The sequence below is a fragment of the Kluyvera sp. 1366 genome (genome assembly GCF_054823405.1).
Genome location: NZ_JBTRDW010000008.1, coordinates 226,971 through 245,308 on the forward strand (window position 1 = coordinate 226,971; position 18,338 = coordinate 245,308).

General features: G+C 55.3%; 17 protein-coding genes. 8 read left to right on the top strand and 9 right to left on the bottom strand.

Annotated elements, in window-relative coordinates:
• Window positions 1-150: 150 nt before the first annotated feature.
• From gyrB to dnaA, 4 genes are all read right to left on the bottom strand, one after another.
• The gene (gene gyrB, locus ACVLVH_RS18930; RefSeq protein ID WP_101763895.1) at window positions 151-2,556 is read right to left on the bottom strand and encodes a DNA topoisomerase (ATP-hydrolyzing) subunit B; all 2,406 of its coding nucleotides are present in this window, start codon (window positions 2,554-2,556) and stop codon (window positions 151-153) included.
• Window positions 2,557-2,573: 17 nt separating this feature from the next.
• Window positions 2,574-3,659: a DNA replication/repair protein RecF gene (gene recF, locus ACVLVH_RS18935; protein ID WP_498949956.1), complete on the bottom strand. Its 1,086-nt coding sequence runs from the start codon at window positions 3,657-3,659 to the stop codon at window positions 2,574-2,576.
• Between the two features lie 178 nt (window positions 3,660-3,837).
• Complete coding sequence (dnaN, locus tag ACVLVH_RS18940; RefSeq protein WP_008105300.1) at window positions 3,838-4,938, bottom strand: DNA polymerase III subunit beta; 1,101 nt, start codon at window positions 4,936-4,938, stop codon at window positions 3,838-3,840.
• Between the two features lie 5 nt (window positions 4,939-4,943).
• The gene (gene dnaA / locus ACVLVH_RS18945; protein ID WP_101763897.1) at window positions 4,944-6,344 is read right to left on the bottom strand and encodes a chromosomal replication initiator protein DnaA; all 1,401 of its coding nucleotides are present in this window, start codon (window positions 6,342-6,344) and stop codon (window positions 4,944-4,946) included.
• A 602-nt stretch (window positions 6,345-6,946) separates the two neighbouring features.
• Between dnaA and rpmH the strand changes: the two genes are divergently transcribed.
• The 6 genes from rpmH to ACVLVH_RS18975 all read left to right on the top strand — a co-directional run bounded on the left by rpmH (window position 6,947) and on the right by ACVLVH_RS18975 (window position 11,575).
• The gene (rpmH, locus tag ACVLVH_RS18950; protein ID WP_003849659.1) at window positions 6,947-7,087 is read left to right on the top strand and encodes a 50S ribosomal protein L34; all 141 of its coding nucleotides are present in this window, start codon (window positions 6,947-6,949) and stop codon (window positions 7,085-7,087) included.
• Window positions 7,088-7,101: 14 nt separating this feature from the next.
• Entirely contained in the window at window positions 7,102-7,461 is a 360-nt protein-coding gene (gene rnpA / locus ACVLVH_RS18955; RefSeq protein WP_036648555.1) for a ribonuclease P protein component, read from the top strand.
• Window positions 7,425-7,682, top strand: a complete 258-nt coding sequence (yidD, locus tag ACVLVH_RS18960) for a membrane protein insertion efficiency factor YidD (protein WP_007893564.1) — start codon at window positions 7,425-7,427, stop codon at window positions 7,680-7,682. Before rnpA ends, yidD begins: the two co-directional genes overlap by 37 nt.
• A gap of 2 nt (window positions 7,683-7,684) precedes the next feature.
• Window positions 7,685-9,331 (top strand): membrane protein insertase YidC, encoded by a 1,647-nt coding sequence (gene yidC / locus ACVLVH_RS18965; RefSeq protein WP_101763898.1) that lies wholly within the window; start codon window positions 7,685-7,687, stop codon window positions 9,329-9,331.
• 96 nt (window positions 9,332-9,427) lie between these two features.
• Window positions 9,428-10,792: a tRNA uridine-5-carboxymethylaminomethyl(34) synthesis GTPase MnmE gene (gene mnmE / locus ACVLVH_RS18970; protein ID WP_309836560.1), complete on the top strand. Its 1,365-nt coding sequence runs from the start codon at window positions 9,428-9,430 to the stop codon at window positions 10,790-10,792.
• A 192-nt stretch (window positions 10,793-10,984) separates the two neighbouring features.
• Window positions 10,985-11,575: a malonic semialdehyde reductase gene (locus tag ACVLVH_RS18975; RefSeq protein WP_137386827.1), complete on the top strand. Its 591-nt coding sequence runs from the start codon at window positions 10,985-10,987 to the stop codon at window positions 11,573-11,575.
• A gap of 46 nt (window positions 11,576-11,621) precedes the next feature.
• Here ACVLVH_RS18975 and ACVLVH_RS18980 read toward each other — a convergent pair whose 3' ends face one another.
• On the bottom strand, window positions 11,622-12,131 hold the full coding sequence (locus ACVLVH_RS18980; protein WP_192414279.1) for a flavin reductase family protein: 510 nt from the start codon (window positions 12,129-12,131) through the stop codon (window positions 11,622-11,624).
• A 294-nt stretch (window positions 12,132-12,425) separates the two neighbouring features.
• Here ACVLVH_RS18980 and ACVLVH_RS18985 point away from each other — a divergent pair, with 294 nt between their 5' ends.
• A complete protein-coding gene (locus ACVLVH_RS18985; protein ID WP_110868240.1) occupies window positions 12,426-13,172 on the top strand; it encodes a 4'-phosphopantetheinyl transferase family protein in 747 nt (248 codons plus the stop codon).
• Between the two features lie 28 nt (window positions 13,173-13,200).
• On the opposite strand, the gene ACVLVH_RS18990 is transcribed toward ACVLVH_RS18985, so the two are convergent.
• Window positions 13,201-14,514: an NCS2 family permease gene (locus tag ACVLVH_RS18990; RefSeq protein WP_217549509.1), complete on the bottom strand. Its 1,314-nt coding sequence runs from the start codon at window positions 14,512-14,514 to the stop codon at window positions 13,201-13,203.
• Between the two features lie 151 nt (window positions 14,515-14,665).
• On the opposite strand from ACVLVH_RS18990, the gene yieH reads away from it, so the two are divergent.
• Window positions 14,666-15,328: a 6-phosphogluconate phosphatase gene (gene yieH, locus ACVLVH_RS18995; RefSeq protein ID WP_498949957.1), complete on the top strand. Its 663-nt coding sequence runs from the start codon at window positions 14,666-14,668 to the stop codon at window positions 15,326-15,328.
• 103 nt (window positions 15,329-15,431) lie between these two features.
• Here the strand turns inward: yieH and ACVLVH_RS19000 are convergent, their stop codons facing one another.
• The 3 genes from ACVLVH_RS19000 to pstB form a co-directional block, all read right to left on the bottom strand.
• The gene (locus ACVLVH_RS19000; RefSeq protein WP_217549507.1) at window positions 15,432-16,670 is read right to left on the bottom strand and encodes an MFS transporter; all 1,239 of its coding nucleotides are present in this window, start codon (window positions 16,668-16,670) and stop codon (window positions 15,432-15,434) included.
• A 119-nt stretch (window positions 16,671-16,789) separates the two neighbouring features.
• Window positions 16,790-17,524 (bottom strand): phosphate signaling complex protein PhoU, encoded by a 735-nt coding sequence (gene phoU, locus ACVLVH_RS19005; protein ID WP_007893583.1) that lies wholly within the window; start codon window positions 17,522-17,524, stop codon window positions 16,790-16,792.
• A 14-nt stretch (window positions 17,525-17,538) separates the two neighbouring features.
• Window positions 17,539-18,312, bottom strand: coding sequence for a phosphate ABC transporter ATP-binding protein PstB (gene pstB / locus ACVLVH_RS19010; RefSeq protein WP_101763905.1), 774 nt, complete (start codon window positions 18,310-18,312; stop codon window positions 17,539-17,541).
• Window positions 18,313-18,338: the final 26 nt, after the last annotated feature.

Here is an 18,338-nt window from a genome sequence, read left to right on the forward strand (position 1 = left end):
GTTTTGATCAATGCTAGCGCGATTCAGCTCACATTGACCAGTTTCGCGCCCCATTCAGATTTTTTACCGCAGCGGGCTTTGCGCGTTTTGCCGGGCGGAAAATAAAAAACCCTTCCACCAGGGAAGGGTTTTTACGTGTTGACGTGTCGATTAGATATCGATGTTGGCGGCTTTCAGCGCATTCTCTTCGATGAAGGCGCGGCGCGGTTCTACCGCATCGCCCATCAAGGTGGTGAACAGCTGATCGGCAGCAATCGCATCCTTGATGGTCACGCGCAACATGCGGCGGCTATCGGGATCCATGGTGGTTTCCCACAGCTGCTCTGGATTCATCTCACCCAAACCTTTATAACGCTGGACTGACAGACCGCGACGCGACTCTTTCACCAGCCACTCAATCGCCTGCTCGAAGCTGGTGACCGGCTGACGACGTTCGCCACGTTCGATATAGGCATCTTCTTCGATCAGGCCGCGCAGCTGCTCGCCCAGCGCACAGATTTTGCGGTATTCCGGTCCATCGATGAATTCGCTATCCAGCGGATAATCGGTATCAACGCCGTGCGTGCGCACACGCAGCACCGGTTCAAACTTCTGCTCATGGTTGGCGCGGACATGGGCCAGATAGCTGCTTCCGTGTGCTTCACGTTCGGTCAGATACGCCACTAAACCGTCGATCCAGCCTTTCACAGCGGCTTCATCGCTGAGGTCGCTCAAGGTTGGATGGTAGATCAGCCCGCGCAGCAGAGCCGTAGGGAAACGGCGCTCCATACGTTTGATCATGCGCTGCGTGCCGTTGAAATCCGCCACCAGCGTTTCCAGCGGCTGGCCACCTAACGCCGGTGCGCTGGCGTTGGTGTGCAGCGTTGCGCCGTCGAGGGCGATGGAAATCTGATACTGATCCATCGCTTCGTCGTCTTTAATATACTGTTCTTGCTTGCCTTTCTTCACTTTGTACAGCGGCGGCTGCGCAATATAGACGTGACCACGTTCGACGATTTCTGGCATCTGACGGTAGAAGAAGGTCAACAGCAGCGTACGAATGTGCGAGCCGTCGACGTCCGCATCGGTCATGATGATGATGCTGTGATAACGCAGTTTGTCCGGATTGTATTCATCACGGCCGATACCACAGCCCAGCGCGGTGATCAGCGTGGCTACTTCCTGCGAAGCCAGCATCTTGTCGAAACGCGCTTTCTCCACGTTCAGGATTTTACCCTTCAGCGGCAGAATCGCCTGATTCTTACGGTTACGACCCTGTTTAGCGGATCCGCCTGCAGAGTCACCCTCCACCAGGTAGATTTCAGACAGCGCCGGATCGCGCTCCTGACAGTCGGCCAGTTTGCCCGGCAGACCGGCCAAATCCAGCGCGCCTTTGCGGCGCGTCATCTCACGAGCACGGCGGGCAGCTTCACGCGCACGCGCTGCATCGATGATTTTGCCAACCACGATTTTCGCGTCAGACGGGTTTTCCAGCAGGTATTCCGCCAGCAGTTCGTTCATCTGCTGCTCAACCGCCGATTTCACCTCTGAAGAGACCAGCTTATCTTTGGTCTGAGAAGAGAATTTCGGATCCGGCACTTTCACGGAAACCACTGCAATCAGGCCTTCACGCGCATCGTCACCGGTCGCACTGACTTTGGCTTTTTTGCTGTAGCCCTCTTTATCCATGTAGGCATTCAGCGTACGCGTCATTGCCGCACGGAAGCCCGCCAGGTGCGTACCGCCGTCGCGCTGTGGAATGTTGTTGGTGAAGCAGTAGATGTTTTCCTGGAAACCATCGTTCCACTGCAGCGCCACTTCCACGCCAATGCCATCTTTCTCCGTCGAGAAGTAGAACACCGTTGGGTGAATCGGGGTTTTGTTCTTGTTGAGATACTCAACGAAAGCCTTGATGCCGCCTTCGTAGTGGAAGTGATCGTTCTTGCCGTCGCGTTTGTCTTCCAGACGAATTGAGACGCCAGAGTTAAGGAACGACAGTTCACGCAGGCGTTTCGCCAGGATTTCGTACTCAAACTCAATCACATTGGTGAAGGTTTCGTAGCTCGGCCAGAAACGCACGCGAGTACCGGTTGCATCGGTATCACCGGACACCGCCAGCGGTGCCTGCGGCACGCCGTGCTGATAAACCTGCTGATGCACTTTGCCTTCACGGCGAATGGTCAGCTCCAGCTTCTGTGACAGGGCATTTACGACTGAAACGCCAACGCCGTGCAGACCACCGGAAACTTTATATGAGTTATCATCAAATTTACCGCCTGCGTGCAGGACGGTCATGATCACTTCAGCAGCAGAGACGCCCTCTTCCGGGTGAATGCCAGTAGGAATACCACGACCATCATCTTGCACCGAGACAGAGTTATCTGCATGAATAGTAACGGTAATATCACTACAGTGACCGGCGAGCGCTTCGTCGATTGCGTTATCCACGACTTCGAATACCATGTGATGCAGACCGGTGCCGTCATCCGTATCGCCGATGTACATACCCGGGCGTTTGCGTACCGCATCAAGCCCTTTCAGGACTTTGATACTTGAGGAGTCATAAGAATTCGACATCAACGTTTCTCGCTCATTTAATCTTCAGGTTGAACCACTATTTTACCCTGTTCCACGCGGAACATCTTGCCCTTTTCATCACTCATGTCGATTACATGCTCGACACCAATGGCGCTGACAAATACTTGAGCCTGCGTGGCTTTTAGGCGTTCAGCTAACAGCCGACGACGGGTGTCATCCAGCTCTGAGGCAAAGTCATCAATCAAATACAAACAGCGTTGTCCGCTGCTGCGCGTCAGGTATTCACCCTGCGCTAAGCGCAGCGCGCACATCAGCAGTTTTAACTGGCCGCGTGAGAGTAAATCTTCCACCGGCGTGCCCTCAGCACGAATGCGAAAATCGGCTTTATGCGGGCCGCTGGCGGTATACGTGAGCGCACGGTCGCGCTCGAAATTGCGTTCCAGCAGTTCGGCGTAGTCGCTCTCTTTATCCCAGCCGCGCTGGAAAGAGAACGTTAACGCAAACTCCGGTAAAAACTGACCGCAGGTGGCGATGATCTCGCGGGAAATCGCCGCGCTGTATTCGGCGCGCCAGGCGCTGATCTGTTCGGCCAGCGGCACCAGTTCCTGATCCCACGGACGAATCTGGCTGTAGCGCGAAACCTGACGCAGCGCCGCATTGCGCTGTTTCAGCAGGCGACGCAAATTGCTCCAGGCATGGAAAAAACCAGGCGAGGCGTGAAAGCAGCCCCAATCGATGTAGGCTCGACGGTATTTTGGACCGCCATTGAGCAGGGTAAAACCTTCCGGCGTAATCAGTTGCATCGGCAGCAGCTGCGCCAACTCGGCGACTTTGTGACCATCGCTGCCATCAATACGCACTTTGCTGTCGCCAGCGCGATTCTTGGTCAGACCGACCGACATTTCAAGTTCGCTGCCTTCAATACGGCCGTGCAGCACAAAGGCGTCCTGATCGTGACGAATCACGCGGCCCGCTTGCAAACTGCGAAATGCGCGACCGTGCCCCAGCGTGTAAATCGCCTCCAGCACGCTGGTTTTACCGCTGCCGTTGGCACCGACAAGGAAATTAAACCCCGGCGCCAAAGCCAGATCGGCCTGCTCGATATTGCGAAAATCTTTAATCAGGAGGCGGGTTAAAGCCATAACGAATCCAGCGAGAACGGTAGGAGAGGGTTTTACCTAACATCGACAATCAAGGGCGTTAACGTCGAAGCTAGTTTGTGCACGGCCAGCGCGCAGGCCCTGGGAGCATACTGAAGTATGTGACCAGGGACGAGCACTGCCCGGGCGCAAAATAGCGAGTAAGTTAGCCCGATAAGGATCACAAGCGCATTGGCATCACGACGTAGGCTGCAGCCGGACTGGCCACATCCTCAATCTGCACGCTCGATACGCCATCGGTCAGCAGCAAACGCACGTTCTCGCACTTGAGCGCATTCAACACATCCAGCACGTAACTGACGTTGAAGCCAATCTCCAGATCGGTGCCGTTGTAAGAGACATCCAGCATCTCTTCCGCTTCTTCCTGCTCTGGGTTATTCGCCGTGATCTTGAGCTGATTTTCGGTGATATAGATGCGAACACCGCGGAATTTCTCATTCGAGAGAATCGCCGCACGCGCAAACGCCTGCTTCAAAATATCACAGCCGGCTTCCAGCGCTTTGTCGGGATTCTTCGGCAGTACGCGGCGATAATCCGGGAAACGGCCATCAACCAGCTTCGACGTAAAGATAAAGTCGCCAACGTGTGCGCGGATGTTGCTGCTGCCGATTTGCACCTGCAGCGGCGTTTCGCCACCATCGAGCAAACGCATCAACTCAATCACCCCTTTACGCGGCACGATCACCGAATGGTTCGGCAGCGCCTGACCAATCGGCATGGAGCACACTGCAAGGCGGTGACCATCGGTGGCGACGGTACGCAACTCTTCGCCTTCGGTTTCGAACAGCATACCGTTGAGATAATAACGCACATCCTGATGCGCCATTGAGAACTGCGTGGCTTCAATCAGGCGTTTTAGCGTCGCCTGCGGCAAGGTGAATTCCACCTCGCTCTGCCAGTCATCCAGATTCGGGAAGTCGCTGGCGGGCAGCGTTGACAGCGAGAAACGGCTGCGGCCAGAACGCACCAACATTCTGTCGCCTTCCAGCGTCAGGCTGATCTCAGCGCCTTCCGGCAAACCGCGGCAAATATCGAGGAATTTACGCGCAGGAACCGTGGTGGCGCCCGGCTCGTGTGGCTGCGTCAGCGCAACACGGGCTACCATTTCCATTTCCAGATCGGTACCGGTCAAGCGCAGCGAGCCTTCGCTTACTTGCAGCAGTAAATTTCCGAGGATTGGCAGCGTCGGGCGTCCGCCAAGTGGACCGCTAACCTGTTGCAGTGGCTTCAGTAACTGCTCACGTTCTACAATAAATTTCATATGCGTCAGGAAGATAGTGTTCGAATGAGGTTAGAGAAATCTTCTTTAATGTCGTGGCTCTCTTCACGCAGTTGCTCGATTTTACGGCAAGCGTGAAGCACGGTGGTATGGTCGCGGCCACCAAACGCATCGCCAATCTCCGGCAAGCTGTGGTTGGTGAGCTCTTTCGCCATCGCCATCGCCATCTGGCGCGGACGCGCTACCGAACGCGAACGGCGTTTCGACAGCAAATCCGCCACTTTAATTTTGTAATACTCGGCCACCGTTTTCTGAATATTATCGATGGTGACCAGCTTTTCCTGCAGCGCCAGCAGATCGCGCAGCGCTTCGCGCACGAAATCGATGGTAATCGCGCGACCGGTAAAGTTCGCGTTGGCAATCACGCGGTTCAGCGCGCCTTCCAGCTCGCGGACATTGGAACGCAAACGCTTAGCAATAAAGAAGGCGACTTCACCCGGCAGGCGAATATCGTTTTCATCGGCTTTCTTCATCAGAATCGCGACGCGCGTTTCCAGTTCAGGCGGCTCGATCGCCACGGTTAATCCCCAACCAAAACGTGATTTCAGGCGATCTTCGACGCCGTTGATCTCTTTTGGATAGCGATCCGAGGTCAGGATGATCTGTTGATTGCCTTCCAGCAGCGCGTTGAAGGTATGGAAGAACTCTTCCTGCGAGCGCTCTTTATTGGCAAAGAATTGAATGTCATCGATCAGCAGCGCATCAACCGAGCGGTAGTAACGCTTAAACTCTTCAATGGCGTTGTTCTGCAGGGCTTTAACCATGTCCTGCACAAAACGCTCAGAGTGCATGTACACCACTTTGGCATTGGGCTTGCGCGCAATAATGCCGTTACCCACCGCGTGCAACAGGTGAGTTTTACCCAGGCCGGTGCCGCCATAAAGGAACAGTGGGTTATAAGCGCCGCCAGGATTATCCGCCACCTGACGTGCCGCCGCGCGCGCCAGCTGGTTCGATTTACCTTCAACGAAGTTGTCGAAGTTATGACGGTTATTCACATTGGAGCGGTAAGTCACATCGGCCGGTGCGGGAACGGAATCCCAACTTGGACGCAAAATTTGCGCGGGTGCCGGACGATTTTCGATCGGCGCGGGCGCATTGTAACTGGCCATCGCCGGTTGGTTAGTAGTGACCTGTGCTGCAGGGCGCGTACCGACTTCGAAACGCAGTAACGGCACATTTGCACCGCAGAATTCATTCAGCAGCCCATTGATACTATTGAGATATTTATCTCTAACCCAGTCGAGTACAAACCGATTTGGTGCATACAAGGTCAGCGTATTGTCGTTTAATTCAGCTTGCAGCGGACGAATCCACATGCTGAATTCGGTGGCAGGAAGCTCATCCTGCAAACGGGCAAGACACTGTTGCCAAAGCGTAAGTGACACGGCGGACTCCACTCGTACAAAATCGATAAGAATTTTAGGCGCTAATAAATAGAAACGTAATTTTTAGACACAGACGGTTGGAAAGCGCCTGCGACCGCTATTCGCGGTAGTCTTCCCCGGCGATCGCAGCGAGGATCGTCAGCGGAAGGGCGGATCATAACGTAAAGCTGCACAGAGATCTTCCCTTTCTACACAGTTTTGATCCAATTTATCCACAGGCTACTGAAGTGATAATGAGTTTACGCTTTCTGCGAAAAAAGCCAGCGTTAATGTGGCTGAAAGCGTTAATTTTTCTGGCAAGCTCTCGTTTCCGTGCAGCAAATCTGCAAACTGATCGCAAGAAGATCCTGCGCGATCCTTGCGCTTTAACCCACAGCCCGTATAATTCCCCACCCGGCATTATTGCGTGAAGCCTTGATGCCCGGAATCAGCGGGCTGTATCTGGGTTTCCAGGTGCCGCGACCAGCGAAGTGAATTGACTCTGGACTGTACAATTATTACAATCCCGCCTCTTTATTAAAGACACATTGAGGCGTTGGTCGATTTACTGGCCCGAAAACGCGTCACCCAGTGAAAATTTTCAAGTTTAGGTAGAAATCGCCATGAAACGCACTTTTCAACCGTCCGTACTGAAGCGCAACCGTTCACACGGTTTCCGTGCTCGTATGGCAACAAAAAATGGTCGTCAGGTTCTGGCACGTCGTCGTGCTAAAGGCCGTTCTCGTCTGACCGTTTCTAAGTAATAAAGCTAACCCTCGTGGTTAAGCTCGCATTTCCCAGGGAGTTACGTTTGTTAACTCCCACTCATTTCACTTTCGTCTTCCAGCAGCCACAACGAGCCGGTACGCCGCAAATCACCATACTCGGCCGACTTAACGCGCTGGGGCATCCCCGCATCGGTCTCACCGTCGCAAAAAAACATGTAAAACGCGCCCATGAACGCAACCGGATCAAGCGATTGACCCGCGAAAGCTTTCGTCTGCGTCAACATGAGCTCCCTGCAATGGATTTTGTGATCGTGGCTAAAAAAGGGATTGCTGACCTGGATAACCGTGCGCTGACGGAAGCGTTGGAGAAACTATGGCGTCGTCACTGTCGCCTGGCTCGCGGCTCCTGATTGCCCTGATACGCGTTTATCAACGCGCCATCAGCCCACTGCTGGGACCTCATTGCCGGTTCCATCCCACCTGTTCGCAGTATGGGATTGAGGCCTTGCGCCGCTTTGGCGTTGTAAAAGGCAGTTGGTTGACGATAAAACGCGTATTAAAATGCCACCCTTTGAACCCGGGTGGTGACGATCCTGTGCCGCCAAAAACCTTTGATACCAGAGAACATTAACGATGGATTCGCAACGCAATCTCTTTCTCATCGCTTTTCTGTTCGTGTCTTTTATGATCTGGCAAGCCTGGCAGACGGACCACGCTCCGCAGCCACAGCAAACCCAGACCACGCAAAACACAAACAGCGCAGCGGGTGATGCCGCCACTTCCGGCGTGCCGGCTAGCGGACAGGGCAAAACGATCACCGTTAAGACAGATGTCCTGTCACTCAACATCAATACGCGTGGTGGCGATATTGAGCAGGCTCAGCTGCTGACTTACCCGGACAAACTGGGTTCAGATGCACCGTTCCAGCTGCTTGAAACTACACCGGCCTTCGTTTATCAGGCGCAGAGTGGCTTAACTGGCCGCAACGGCCCGGATAACCCGAACAATGGCGCACGTCCGCTGTATACCACTTCGCAAGATAGCTTCGTGATGGCAGATGGCCAGAGCGAACTGCGCGTACCGTTGACCTGGACCGGTGAAAACGGCGTGGTTTACACCAAGACTTTCGTCTTCAAGCGCGGTGAGTATGCGGTAAACGTTGACTACAACATCAACAACACCACTCAGCAGCCGCTGGAAGTGTCGATGTTTGGTCAGCTGAAGCAGACCATCGAGGTGCCTAAGCATCGCGATACCGGCAGCAACAACTTTGCTCTGCACACCTTCCGTGGCGCAGCATACTCAACCAGCGATGCGAAATACGAAAAATATAAATTCGACACCATCGCGGATAACGAGAACCTGAACACCACCACCAGCAATGGTTGGGTGGCGATGCTGCAGCAGTACTTTGCTACCGCCTGGGTGCCGCGCACGCAGGGTAATAACACGCTGTACACCACTAACCTCGGCAATGGCGTCGCAGCAATTGGCTACAAATCTGCTCCTGTGACCGTTGGCGCAGGCGCACAGCAAGATCTCGGCGCAACGCTGTGGGTAGGCCCGGAAATTCAGGATCAGATGGCAGCTATCGCGCCGCACCTGGATCTGACCGTGGATTACGGCTGGTTGTGGTTCATCTCGCAGCCGCTGTTTAAGCTGCTGAAGTTCATCCACAGCTTTATCGGTAACTGGGGCTTCTCCATTATCGTTATCACCTTCATCGTACGTGGCATCATGTACCCGCTGACTAAAGCGCAGTACACCTCGATGGCGAAGATGCGTATGCTGCAGCCGAAGATTCAGGCGATGCGTGAACGTCTGGGCGATGATAAGCAGAAGCAGAGCCAGGAAATGATGGCGCTGTATAAGGCGGAGAAAGTGAACCCGCTGGGCGGCTGTCTGCCACTGGTTATCCAGATGCCAATCTTCCTGGCCTTGTACTACATGCTGTCAGGCTCGGTTGAACTGCGTCATGCGCCGTTTATTCTGTGGATTCATGACCTGTCAGCGCAGGATCCGTACTACATTCTGCCGATCATCATGGGTATCACCATGTTCTTCATTCAGAAGATGTCACCGACCACCGTGACCGATCCGATGCAGCAGAAGATCATGACCTACATGCCGGTAATCTTCACCGTGTTCTTCCTGTGGTTCCCATCAGGTCTGGTGCTGTACTACATCGTCAGCAACCTGGTGACCATTCTCCAGCAGCAGCTGATTTATCGCGGCCTGGAAAAACGTGGTCTGCATAGCCGCGACAAGAAGAAAGCGTAACGCCTGACTGCGACCAGCAGCAGCGTATAATCAAAGGGCGACATTTATGTCGCCCTATTTTTATTTATTAATACCCTAAAAGTTTAAGGTGGAATCATGAGCCACAGCGACACTATCGTTGCCCAGGCGACGCCTCCCGGCCGTGGCGGCGTTGGCATTCTGCGTATCTCCGGCGCCAAAGCCGCTGAGGTAGCGCAAGCCGTGCTCGGCAAGCTGCCAAAGCCGCGCTATGCCGACTATCTGCCCTTTACCGACGCCGATGGCAGCGTGCTGGATCAGGGCATTGCGCTGTGGTTTCCTGGCCCGAACTCCTTCACCGGTGAAGATGTGCTGGAGCTGCAAGGCCACGGCGGCCCGGTGATTCTCGACCTGCTGCTCAAGCGCATCGTGGCGCTGCCCGGCTTACGCATTGCACAACCTGGTGAATTCTCCGAACGCGCCTTCCTTAACGACAAGCTCGATTTGGCGCAAGCCGAAGCGATTGCCGATCTGATCGATGCCAGCTCAGAGCAAGCCGCCCGCTCGGCGGTAAACTCGCTGCAGGGCGCGTTTTCCCTGCGCATCAACGCACTTGTGGAAGCACTTACTCACCTGCGCATCTATGTGGAAGCGGCCATCGACTTCCCGGATGAGGAGATCGATTTCCTTTCCGACGGCAAAATTGAAGCACAGCTCAATGTGGTGATCGGCGACCTCAACGGCGTGCGTGCCGAAGCGCGTCAGGGCAGCCTGCTACGTGAAGGGATGAAAGTGGTGATTGCCGGTCGTCCCAATGCCGGAAAATCGAGCCTGCTGAATGCCTTAGCCGGACGCGAAGCGGCGATTGTGACTGATATCGCTGGCACCACGCGCGACGTCCTGCGCGAGCATATCCATATTGACGGCATGCCGCTGCACATCATCGATACTGCCGGTTTACGTGAAGCCAGCGACGAGGTCGAGCGCATTGGTATTGAACGCGCGTGGCAGGAGATCGAGCAGGCCAACCGCGTGCTGTTTATGGTCGATGGCACCACCACCGACGCGACTGAAGCCGCCGCCATCTGGCCAGATTTTGTTGCCCGTTTGCCGGAAGCGCTGCCAATTACCGTGGTGCGTAACAAAGCGGATATGACCGGCGAAGAGCTGGGCCTCACTGAAGTGAACGGTCACTCACTGATTCGTCTCTCGGCGCGCACCGGGGAAGGTGTGGAAGCGCTGCGCGATCACCTGAAACAGAGCATGGGATTTGCCGGCAATATGGAAGGTGGATTCCTCGCCCGTCGCCGCCATCTGCAAGCACTGGAGTTAGCCGCAACCCACTTGCAGCAGGGCAAGCATCAGCTGTTAGGCGCGTGGGCCGGCGAATTACTGGCAGAAGAGTTACGGTTAGCGCAGCAAGCGCTGAGCGAAATCACCGGTGAATTCACCTCAGACGATTTGCTGGGCAGAATCTTCTCCAGTTTCTGTATTGGTAAGTAATGGCCTGCGGCGTTCTCATGTCGGGTGCGCATTCACGCGCATCTGGCGCCCGGTTGACATGCGTCTTTGTTATTTGGCTCTCCCACGCCTTTGCAGTATAACGATCATTGCCCGGCGAACAGGTCCTGCTGGGTACATTCATTATTCATGCTAAATATTGGGCGCAAGTTGCTGCCTGAACAGGAGAGAAACATGAGTACAACGCTCGACAGCGTGGCGCTGAACACGCTGTTCATCGAAGCCCGCACCCACAGCTATTGGCAGGACAAACCGGTTTCTCGGGAGGTGCTGGAGCAGCTCTATCACCTGACCGCGCTGGGTCCAACCTCGGCTAACTGCTCGCCGGGCCGTTTTGTGTTTGTGACCTCGCAGGAAGGCAAAGAGAAGCTGAAACCCGCGCTCTCCTCCGGCAACGTCGACAAAACCATGTCCGCTCCGGTAACGGTGATCGTGGCGTGGGATCCTGAGTTCTATGAAGCGCTGCCGAAGCTGTTCCCGCATGGTGATGCGCGCAGCTGGTTTACCAGCAGCCCGGATCTGGCGAAAGAGACCGCGTTCCGTAACAGCAGCTTGCAGGCAGGTTATTTGATTCTGGCTGCGCGTTCGCTGGGCCTGGATGCCGGCCCGATGTCCGGTTTCGATCCGTCAAAAGTGAACGACGCCTTCTTTAGCGAGAGCAAATGGCAGGTGAACTTACTGATCAATCTCGGCTATGGCGAAGCCAGCAAACTGCACGCGCGTCTGCCGCGTCTCGGCTTTGATGAAGCCAGCACCTTTGCCTGATTGAGAAAAGGCGTCGGGCTTAGCCCACGACGCCCGTTTCAAGCGGTTATCCCAGTGAATGGAAGCCGCTGTTGAAGTAGATCATCGGCTCTGCCGCTTCACCTGGCAGAGCAATGCCCACGATACGCGCCAGCAGCACGCTGTGCGTGTTCCACTCCACTACCTTCTCCAGCTGGCAATCAAAACTCACCAGCGCATCAGCCAGAATCGGCGCGCCGGTATTCAGCGTCTGCCACGTACCGTTTTGAAAACGCTCGGCGCGGCGTGAGGATTGGCTGAACTGGGCACATAAGTCGTCATGCTGCTCACGCAGCACGTTCACGGCAAAATGGCCGGCTGCGGTAAAAGCATCATGACTGGACGCGCTACGATTCACGCATACCAGCAGGCTGGGTGGCTCAGCCGCAAGCGAACTGACCGACGTGGCAATCAGCCCCAGCTTTTCGCCCTGAAATTCGGTGGTAACCAGAGAAACACCCGCGGTTAAGCGACGCATGCCGTGACGAAACTCATCAAGCGAGATCGATTCCTGGCGAGAAATAGCGGTATCTGACATAAAAAACTCCGACGTGCCTGTTTTAACAATGCGCACAATGGGCAGATGAATGAAGAGTTAGCGCACTTTGATGTGCTGTTTTACTGCCCAAATCCTACACCACATCACACAGTTAGGCACTCAATCCGGCAGGTTTCTGCAAAAGCGTTCTATGCAAAGTTGCCAAATGGGATTGCCGCATGGCTTCGTCCTTATCTGAAATATCGCCTATTCCATCTTAAGCCGGATGCAAACCCATGAGAAAATTCTTACAATAGCACTGATGATTATTCGACCATTTTCATGGAGCGACAGATGGCTAGTCATTTTGTACGTTGGATAGGTAATCCGCCCTTTTCTTCTGAGAACATGCGGGTGCCACAAGAAGTAATCAACAGCGCTCAGCGCTTCGCTGACAAGCGTCGCGGACGCTTTCTCGCCGCACGCGAACTGCTTGCTCAGCTGATGTTACGCGTCTACGGTATCCGCGAACTCCCCGCGCTAACGACCAGCAGCAGCGGACGTCCCTGTTTTGCCGATGCCAACCTGCCCGATTTCAGCATCTCCTACGCCGGAAACACTATCGGTGTGCTGCTGGCCGAAGAAGGCGGCCGCGCCGGACTGGATATGGAAATTGTGCGCGCACACAGTCGCCAAACACAGGATATGCTGACACAGGATCTCTCCTCCGGCGAAAAAGCATGGATTAACGCGCAGCAGGATTTCATGGAAGCGCTGACGCAAATCTGGACGCTGCGCCAAAGCATTCTCAAGCTCACCGGCGAAACCGATAGCGGTATTGATTCACTGCGTTTGCATCCTGCGGCCGGTCGGCTGCGTTCCACCGTGTTCCCCGATATTCAGGCGGTGTGTGATGCTGAGCCCACGCTGGTGTGGTCGTGCGCGCTGTCGCCCGGCACCGAACGCTTACATCTGTGGGAGATTGATGGCGCGCAGCAGTGGCAAGCACTGCGCGATGTCGAGATGAGTAAACCCAATATAGGGCCGCATACGCTGCGCCTGACCAGTTTGGTCACGCCGCATGAGATGGGACATCCGTAAAAAAGGCCGCATCAGCGGCCTTTACTGTTTAGTGGGCATCGATAAAGACGATTTTCAGCACGAACAGTAGCGCGACCACCACCACGCACGGGCTGATTTCACGCCAGCGGCCGGTTCCCAACTTCATCACGCAGTAAGAGATAAAGCCCAGCGCGATACCTTCCGTGATCGAGAAGCTGAACGGCATCATCGCCGCAGTAACAAACGCTGGCACCGCTTCGGTGAGATCGTCCCACTGCACGCGTGACAGCGACGCCGTCATCAATACGCCAACGTAAATCAGCGCACCCGCCGCCGCATAAGAGGGCACCATCGCCGCCAGCGGTGACAGGAACATCACCAGCAGGAACAGAATCCCGGTGATCACCGCCATCAAGCCGGTACGACCGCCGATCGCCACACCGGACGAACTTTCAATGTAGGCGGTTACCGATGAGGTACCAATCAGCGAACCGGTCACCGAACTGATGCTATCGACGTACAGCGCCTGCTTCATGCGCGGGAAAGTGCCTTTCTCGTCGGTCAGCCCGGCTTTATCGGTCACGCCAATCAGCGTGCCGGAGGAGTCGAACAGATTGACCAGCATAAAGGAGAAGATCACCCCGGCCATGCCGATATTGAACGCGCCTTTGATATCAACCTGGCCTACAACGGATGTGATCGCAGGTGGCGCTGCGAACACGCCGCTGAATTTCACATCGCCAATGATCAAGCCTAGCGCGGTCGTCACCACAATCGACACCAGCACCGCCGCATGGATATTGCGGGAAGCCAGAATCGCGATGATGAAGAAACCCAGCGCCCCAAGCAGCACGCTGTGCGAGGTCAGATTACCCACAGCCACAATGGTATCGGCGTTTGGCACGATAATTCCGGCGTTTTTCAGCCCCATCATGGCGATAAACAGACCAATACCAGCGGTGATGCCAACACGCAGGCTGAGCGGAATGTTGGCAATCATCCAGTAACGCACGCGCAGCAGTGTGAGGATCAGCAGACCCAGCGCGCCCCAGAAAATCGCGCCCATACCAATCTGCCACGAGTATCCCATGGCCCCGACCACCACAAAGGCGAAGAAGGCGTTCAGGCCCATCGCCGGTGCCAGTGCTACCGGCAAATTCGCCACCAGCCCCATCAGAATACTGCCGAACGCGGCAATCAAGCAGGTAGTAACAAACACTGCCTGCGTATCCATGCCCGCTACACCGAGAATTTGCGGGTTAACGAAAACGATGTACACCATCGTCAGGAAAGTCGTGCAACCGGCAATCACTTCGGTACGCATGGTGGTTCCGTGTTCCTGCAGTTTGAAGATGCGCTGCAAAAGGCCCTGATTAGTCATTCCACTGTTCCGCTAAAAAATTTATCGCCGCGTATCCTATAGAGTTTAGCGTGGCAAAACACTGATTTTTCGCAACCGGTTGCTCAGGGTCGCTTTCTGCGCTCAGTGCGCTAGAGTGTCAGCTTATTGTTTAACAAAAGGATGATGTGCGATGTCGGTGGAATGTATTTTTTTTGATTGCGACGGCACGCTGGTCGACAGCGAAGTGATCTGTACGCAAGCTTACGTCAACACCTTTGCCCGCTACGGTATTGAACGCTCTCTGCAGCAAATGTTTGAGCAGTATAAAGGGGTAAAGCTCTACGACATCATCCGCGATGTGGCAGCCGAACAGCAGGTTGAACTGCCACTCGAAGAAGTGGAAACCGCCTATCGCGCCGAAGTGGCGAGATTGTTTGATCTCGATTTGAAGCCGATTGCCGGTGCCAAAGCGCTGGTGGAGCGCGTGAAAGTACCAATGTGTGTGGTTTCAAACGGCACGGTGAAGAAGATGCAGCATTCGCTGGGATTGACCGGCATGCTGCCGTATCTCGATGGCAAGCTGTACAGCGGGTATGACATTAACCACTGGAAGCCGGATCCGGAATTGATGTATCACGCCGCCGAGCAGATGCAGGTGCCGATTGAGAAGTGCATTCTGGTGGATGATTCCGAAGCGGGCGCGCGTGCCGGGATCGCGGCCGGGATTCCGGTGTTTTACTACTGCGCCGATGCGCACAATCCCGAACTCGATCATCCGCTGGTGACGCGCTTTGATGATATGGCGCAGTTGCCGGATTTGTGGCGCGCGCGTGGCTGGGATTTGGTGGGGTAGAGCTCGTTTTCCCCCTCCTCGGTTCGTGCTGGCTGTCCCCCATCCCGGCCTTCCCCCATGAATGGGGGAAGGCCGGGATGGGGGACAGCCAGCACAATCCAAATCAGCCAATCGCCCCTAACGAATCCTCGTTGCTCTGCTTCTTCGGCAGCAGGAACAGCGTGGCGGCGATATCCAGCAGATAAATCAGCGCCAGCAGCGTGATCGCCGCGGTGAAAGAGATATTGGTCGCCAGCAGGCCAATCACCAATGGACCAAACCCGCCTACGCCACGCCCCAAATTAAACAACACGTTCTGCGCCGTTGCGCGCGCCTGCGGTGGGAAAGTATCGGAAATCAGCGCGCCGTAGCCGCCGATCATGCCGTTCACAAACATCCCCATCAGCGCGCCGGTAAACAGCATCACCGTAGGATCGCGCAGCTGCGCATACACCACCACCATCACCACCGCGCCAAACTGATACAGCAGGAAGATTTTCCAGCGCGCGAAACGATCGGCCAGCACGCCAAACAGCCAGATGCCGAACGTCATGCCCACCACCGTCACCGCCGTCCACAGGCCAGATTTGGTCAGGCTGAAACCGAAGCTGGACGACAGATAGCTCGGCATCCAGATCATCAATCCGTAGTAACCAAAGTTCTGCACCGAGCAGAGAATGAAAATCCCCAGGCTGGCTTTACTGGTGGCGCGATCGGCAAACAGCAATTTAAGACGTGCGCCAAACGAGAGCTGCGGCGTTTTCTCCACGTGGCGGGTAAAGCTCTCCGGCTCGCCCATGCTGCGGCGAATCACAAAGGAGACCAGCGCCGGCAGCAAACCGACGAGGAACATGCCGCGCCAGCCAATCACGCTCAGCAGCGGCGGCGTGATAAAGGCCGCCAGCAGCACACCGAGCTGCCAGCCAATGCCCACCCACGCCGAGGCGCGGTTGCGCTTCTCTTTCGGCCAGGCTTCGGCAATCAGCGCCATGCCGATGCCGAACTCTCCGCCCAATCCCACGCCCGCCAGCGTGCGGTACACCAGCAGATCCCAATAACCCTGCGCCACGGCGCACAGGCCGGTGAACACTGAGAACACCAGAATAGTAACGGTAAGGATACGGATGCGACCATAACGATCGCTGAGATGGCCAAACACGATGCCGCCGATCACCGCGCCAATCAGTGTCCAGGTGACCAGCGAACCGGCCTGAGACGGATCGAGCGCCAGCGAGACGCTGATCGCCGGCAGCATAAAGCCAAGAATCAGCAGATCAAATCCGTCCATCGCGTAGCCGCTGATAGCCGCCACCATGGCTTTCGCCGGTGTAATGGCTTGTTTTTGAGGAGTTGGGGAAGACATGTAACAGCACCTGGCAGAAAAAAGTGCGCCAAGTATAAAGAGAGGGAATCGATGAGAACAGACAGAATTTAAGCAGGCAGCCCGTTAGCCACAGTGGCAACGGGCCGCCGACGCATCAATCAAGAGGGTTTATTGCTGCCGTCATCGCCCGACAGCAGTTCATCCAGCTTGTCGCCGCCCACATGACGGAAATCCTGACCTTTGACGAAATAGAAGATAATTTCGCAAATGTTCTGGCAGCGATCGCCGATACGCTCGATGGCGCGCGCGCAGAACAGCGCGGTCAGCACGCTTGGGATAGTGCGCGGATCTTCCATCATGTAGGTCATCAGCTGACGCACGATGCCTTCGTACTCTTTATCCACCTTCTTATCTTCGCGGTAGATTTTGATGGCTTCGTTGAGATCCATGCGCGCGAACGCATCCAACACGTCGTGCAGCATCTGCACGGTGTGATGACCAAGCGCTTCAAGGCTCACCAGTAGTGGCAGGTGCTGCTGGCTGAACTTCTCCAGCGCGGTGCGGCTGATTTTTTCCGCCACGTCGCCAATGCGTTCCAGCTCAGAAATGGTCTTGATGATCGCCATTACCAGGCGCAAATCGCTGGCGGTCGGTTGGCGTTTGGCGATGATCCGTACGCAGGCTTCATCAATCTCCACTTCCATCATGTTAACCTTCTGGTCGCCGTCAATGACGTGACGCGCCAGCTCGCCATCCTGGTTGTGCATCGCGGTGATGGCGTCCATCAGCTGCTTCTCAACCATGCCGCCCATGATCATCACTTGCGTGCGAATGTGCTCCAGCTCCGCGTTGAACTGACCGGAGATGTGTTTGTTCAGATTTAAATTATCCATGTGCGTCTCCTGAATCAGCCGTAACGACCGGTGATGTAATCTTCGGTCTGCTTCTTTGCGGGCTTAGTGAACAAGGTATCGGTATCGCTGAACTCAATCAGCTCGCCCAGATACATAAAAGCGGTGTGGTCAGAACAACGCGCAGCCTGCTGCATGTTGTGAGTCACGATCACCACAGTGTAATCCTGCTTCAGTTCGGTGATCAGCTCTTCAATACGACCGGTTGAAATCGGATCCAGCGCGGAGCAAGGCTCATCCAGCAACAGCACTTCCGGGCGAATCGCGATGCCGCGGGCGATGCACAAACGCTGCTGCTGACCGCCGGAAAGACTGTAACCGCTCTGATGCAGCTTGTCTTTGGTTTCATTCCACAGCGCGGCTTTGGTCAGCGCCCACTGCACGCGCTCATCCATATCGGCACGCGACAGCTTCTCAAACAGCCGCACGCCGAAGGCGATGTTGTCATAAATCGACATCGGGAATGGCGTAGGCTTCTGGAACACCATACCGACGCGGGCGCGCAGCAGGGCGATATCCTGATTGGAAGCCAGAATGTTATCGCCATCCAGCAGGATGTCACCTTCGGCACGCTGCTCCGGATAGAGCGAGTACATTTTGTTGAAGGTGCGCAGCAAAGTGGATTTACCGCAACCTGATGGGCCGATAAACGCGGTCACCTGATTTTTGGTGATATCCAGATTGATGTTTTTCAGCGCGTGAAACTTACCGTAATAGAAGTTCAGATTACGGACCTGAATTTTACCGGCTGATGAAGTCACGTTACTCATTCTCGTCTCTCATAAGCAGCGCCGCC

Excerpts from the sequence above, each read along its gene's own strand:
- gyrB (WP_101763895.1), bottom strand. The coding sequence starts at position 2,556 with ATGTCGAATTCTTATGACTCCTCAAGTATCAAAGTCCTGAAAGGGCTT.
- recF (WP_498949956.1), bottom strand. The coding sequence starts at position 3,659 with ATGGCTTTAACCCGCCTCCTGATTAAAGATTTTCGCAATATCGAGCAG.
- dnaN (WP_008105300.1), bottom strand. The coding sequence starts at position 4,938 with ATGAAATTTATTGTAGAACGTGAGCAGTTACTGAAGCCACTGCAACAG.
- rpmH (WP_003849659.1), top strand. The coding sequence starts at position 6,947 with ATGAAACGCACTTTTCAACCGTCCGTACTGAAGCGCAACCGTTCACAC.
- yidD (WP_007893564.1), top strand. The coding sequence starts at position 7,425 with ATGGCGTCGTCACTGTCGCCTGGCTCGCGGCTCCTGATTGCCCTGATA.
- yidC (WP_101763898.1), top strand. The coding sequence starts at position 7,685 with ATGGATTCGCAACGCAATCTCTTTCTCATCGCTTTTCTGTTCGTGTCT.
- mnmE (WP_309836560.1), top strand. The coding sequence starts at position 9,428 with ATGAGCCACAGCGACACTATCGTTGCCCAGGCGACGCCTCCCGGCCGT.
- ACVLVH_RS18975 (WP_137386827.1), top strand. The coding sequence starts at position 10,985 with ATGAGTACAACGCTCGACAGCGTGGCGCTGAACACGCTGTTCATCGAA.
- ACVLVH_RS18980 (WP_192414279.1), bottom strand. The coding sequence starts at position 12,131 with ATGTCAGATACCGCTATTTCTCGCCAGGAATCGATCTCGCTTGATGAG.
- ACVLVH_RS18985 (WP_110868240.1), top strand. The coding sequence starts at position 12,426 with ATGGCTAGTCATTTTGTACGTTGGATAGGTAATCCGCCCTTTTCTTCT.
- ACVLVH_RS18990 (WP_217549509.1), bottom strand. The coding sequence starts at position 14,514 with ATGACTAATCAGGGCCTTTTGCAGCGCATCTTCAAACTGCAGGAACAC.
- yieH (WP_498949957.1), top strand. The coding sequence starts at position 14,666 with ATGTCGGTGGAATGTATTTTTTTTGATTGCGACGGCACGCTGGTCGAC.
- ACVLVH_RS19000 (WP_217549507.1), bottom strand. The coding sequence starts at position 16,670 with ATGTCTTCCCCAACTCCTCAAAAACAAGCCATTACACCGGCGAAAGCC.
- phoU (WP_007893583.1), bottom strand. The coding sequence starts at position 17,524 with ATGGATAATTTAAATCTGAACAAACACATCTCCGGTCAGTTCAACGCG.
- pstB (WP_101763905.1), bottom strand. The coding sequence starts at position 18,312 with ATGAGTAACGTGACTTCATCAGCCGGTAAAATTCAGGTCCGTAATCTG.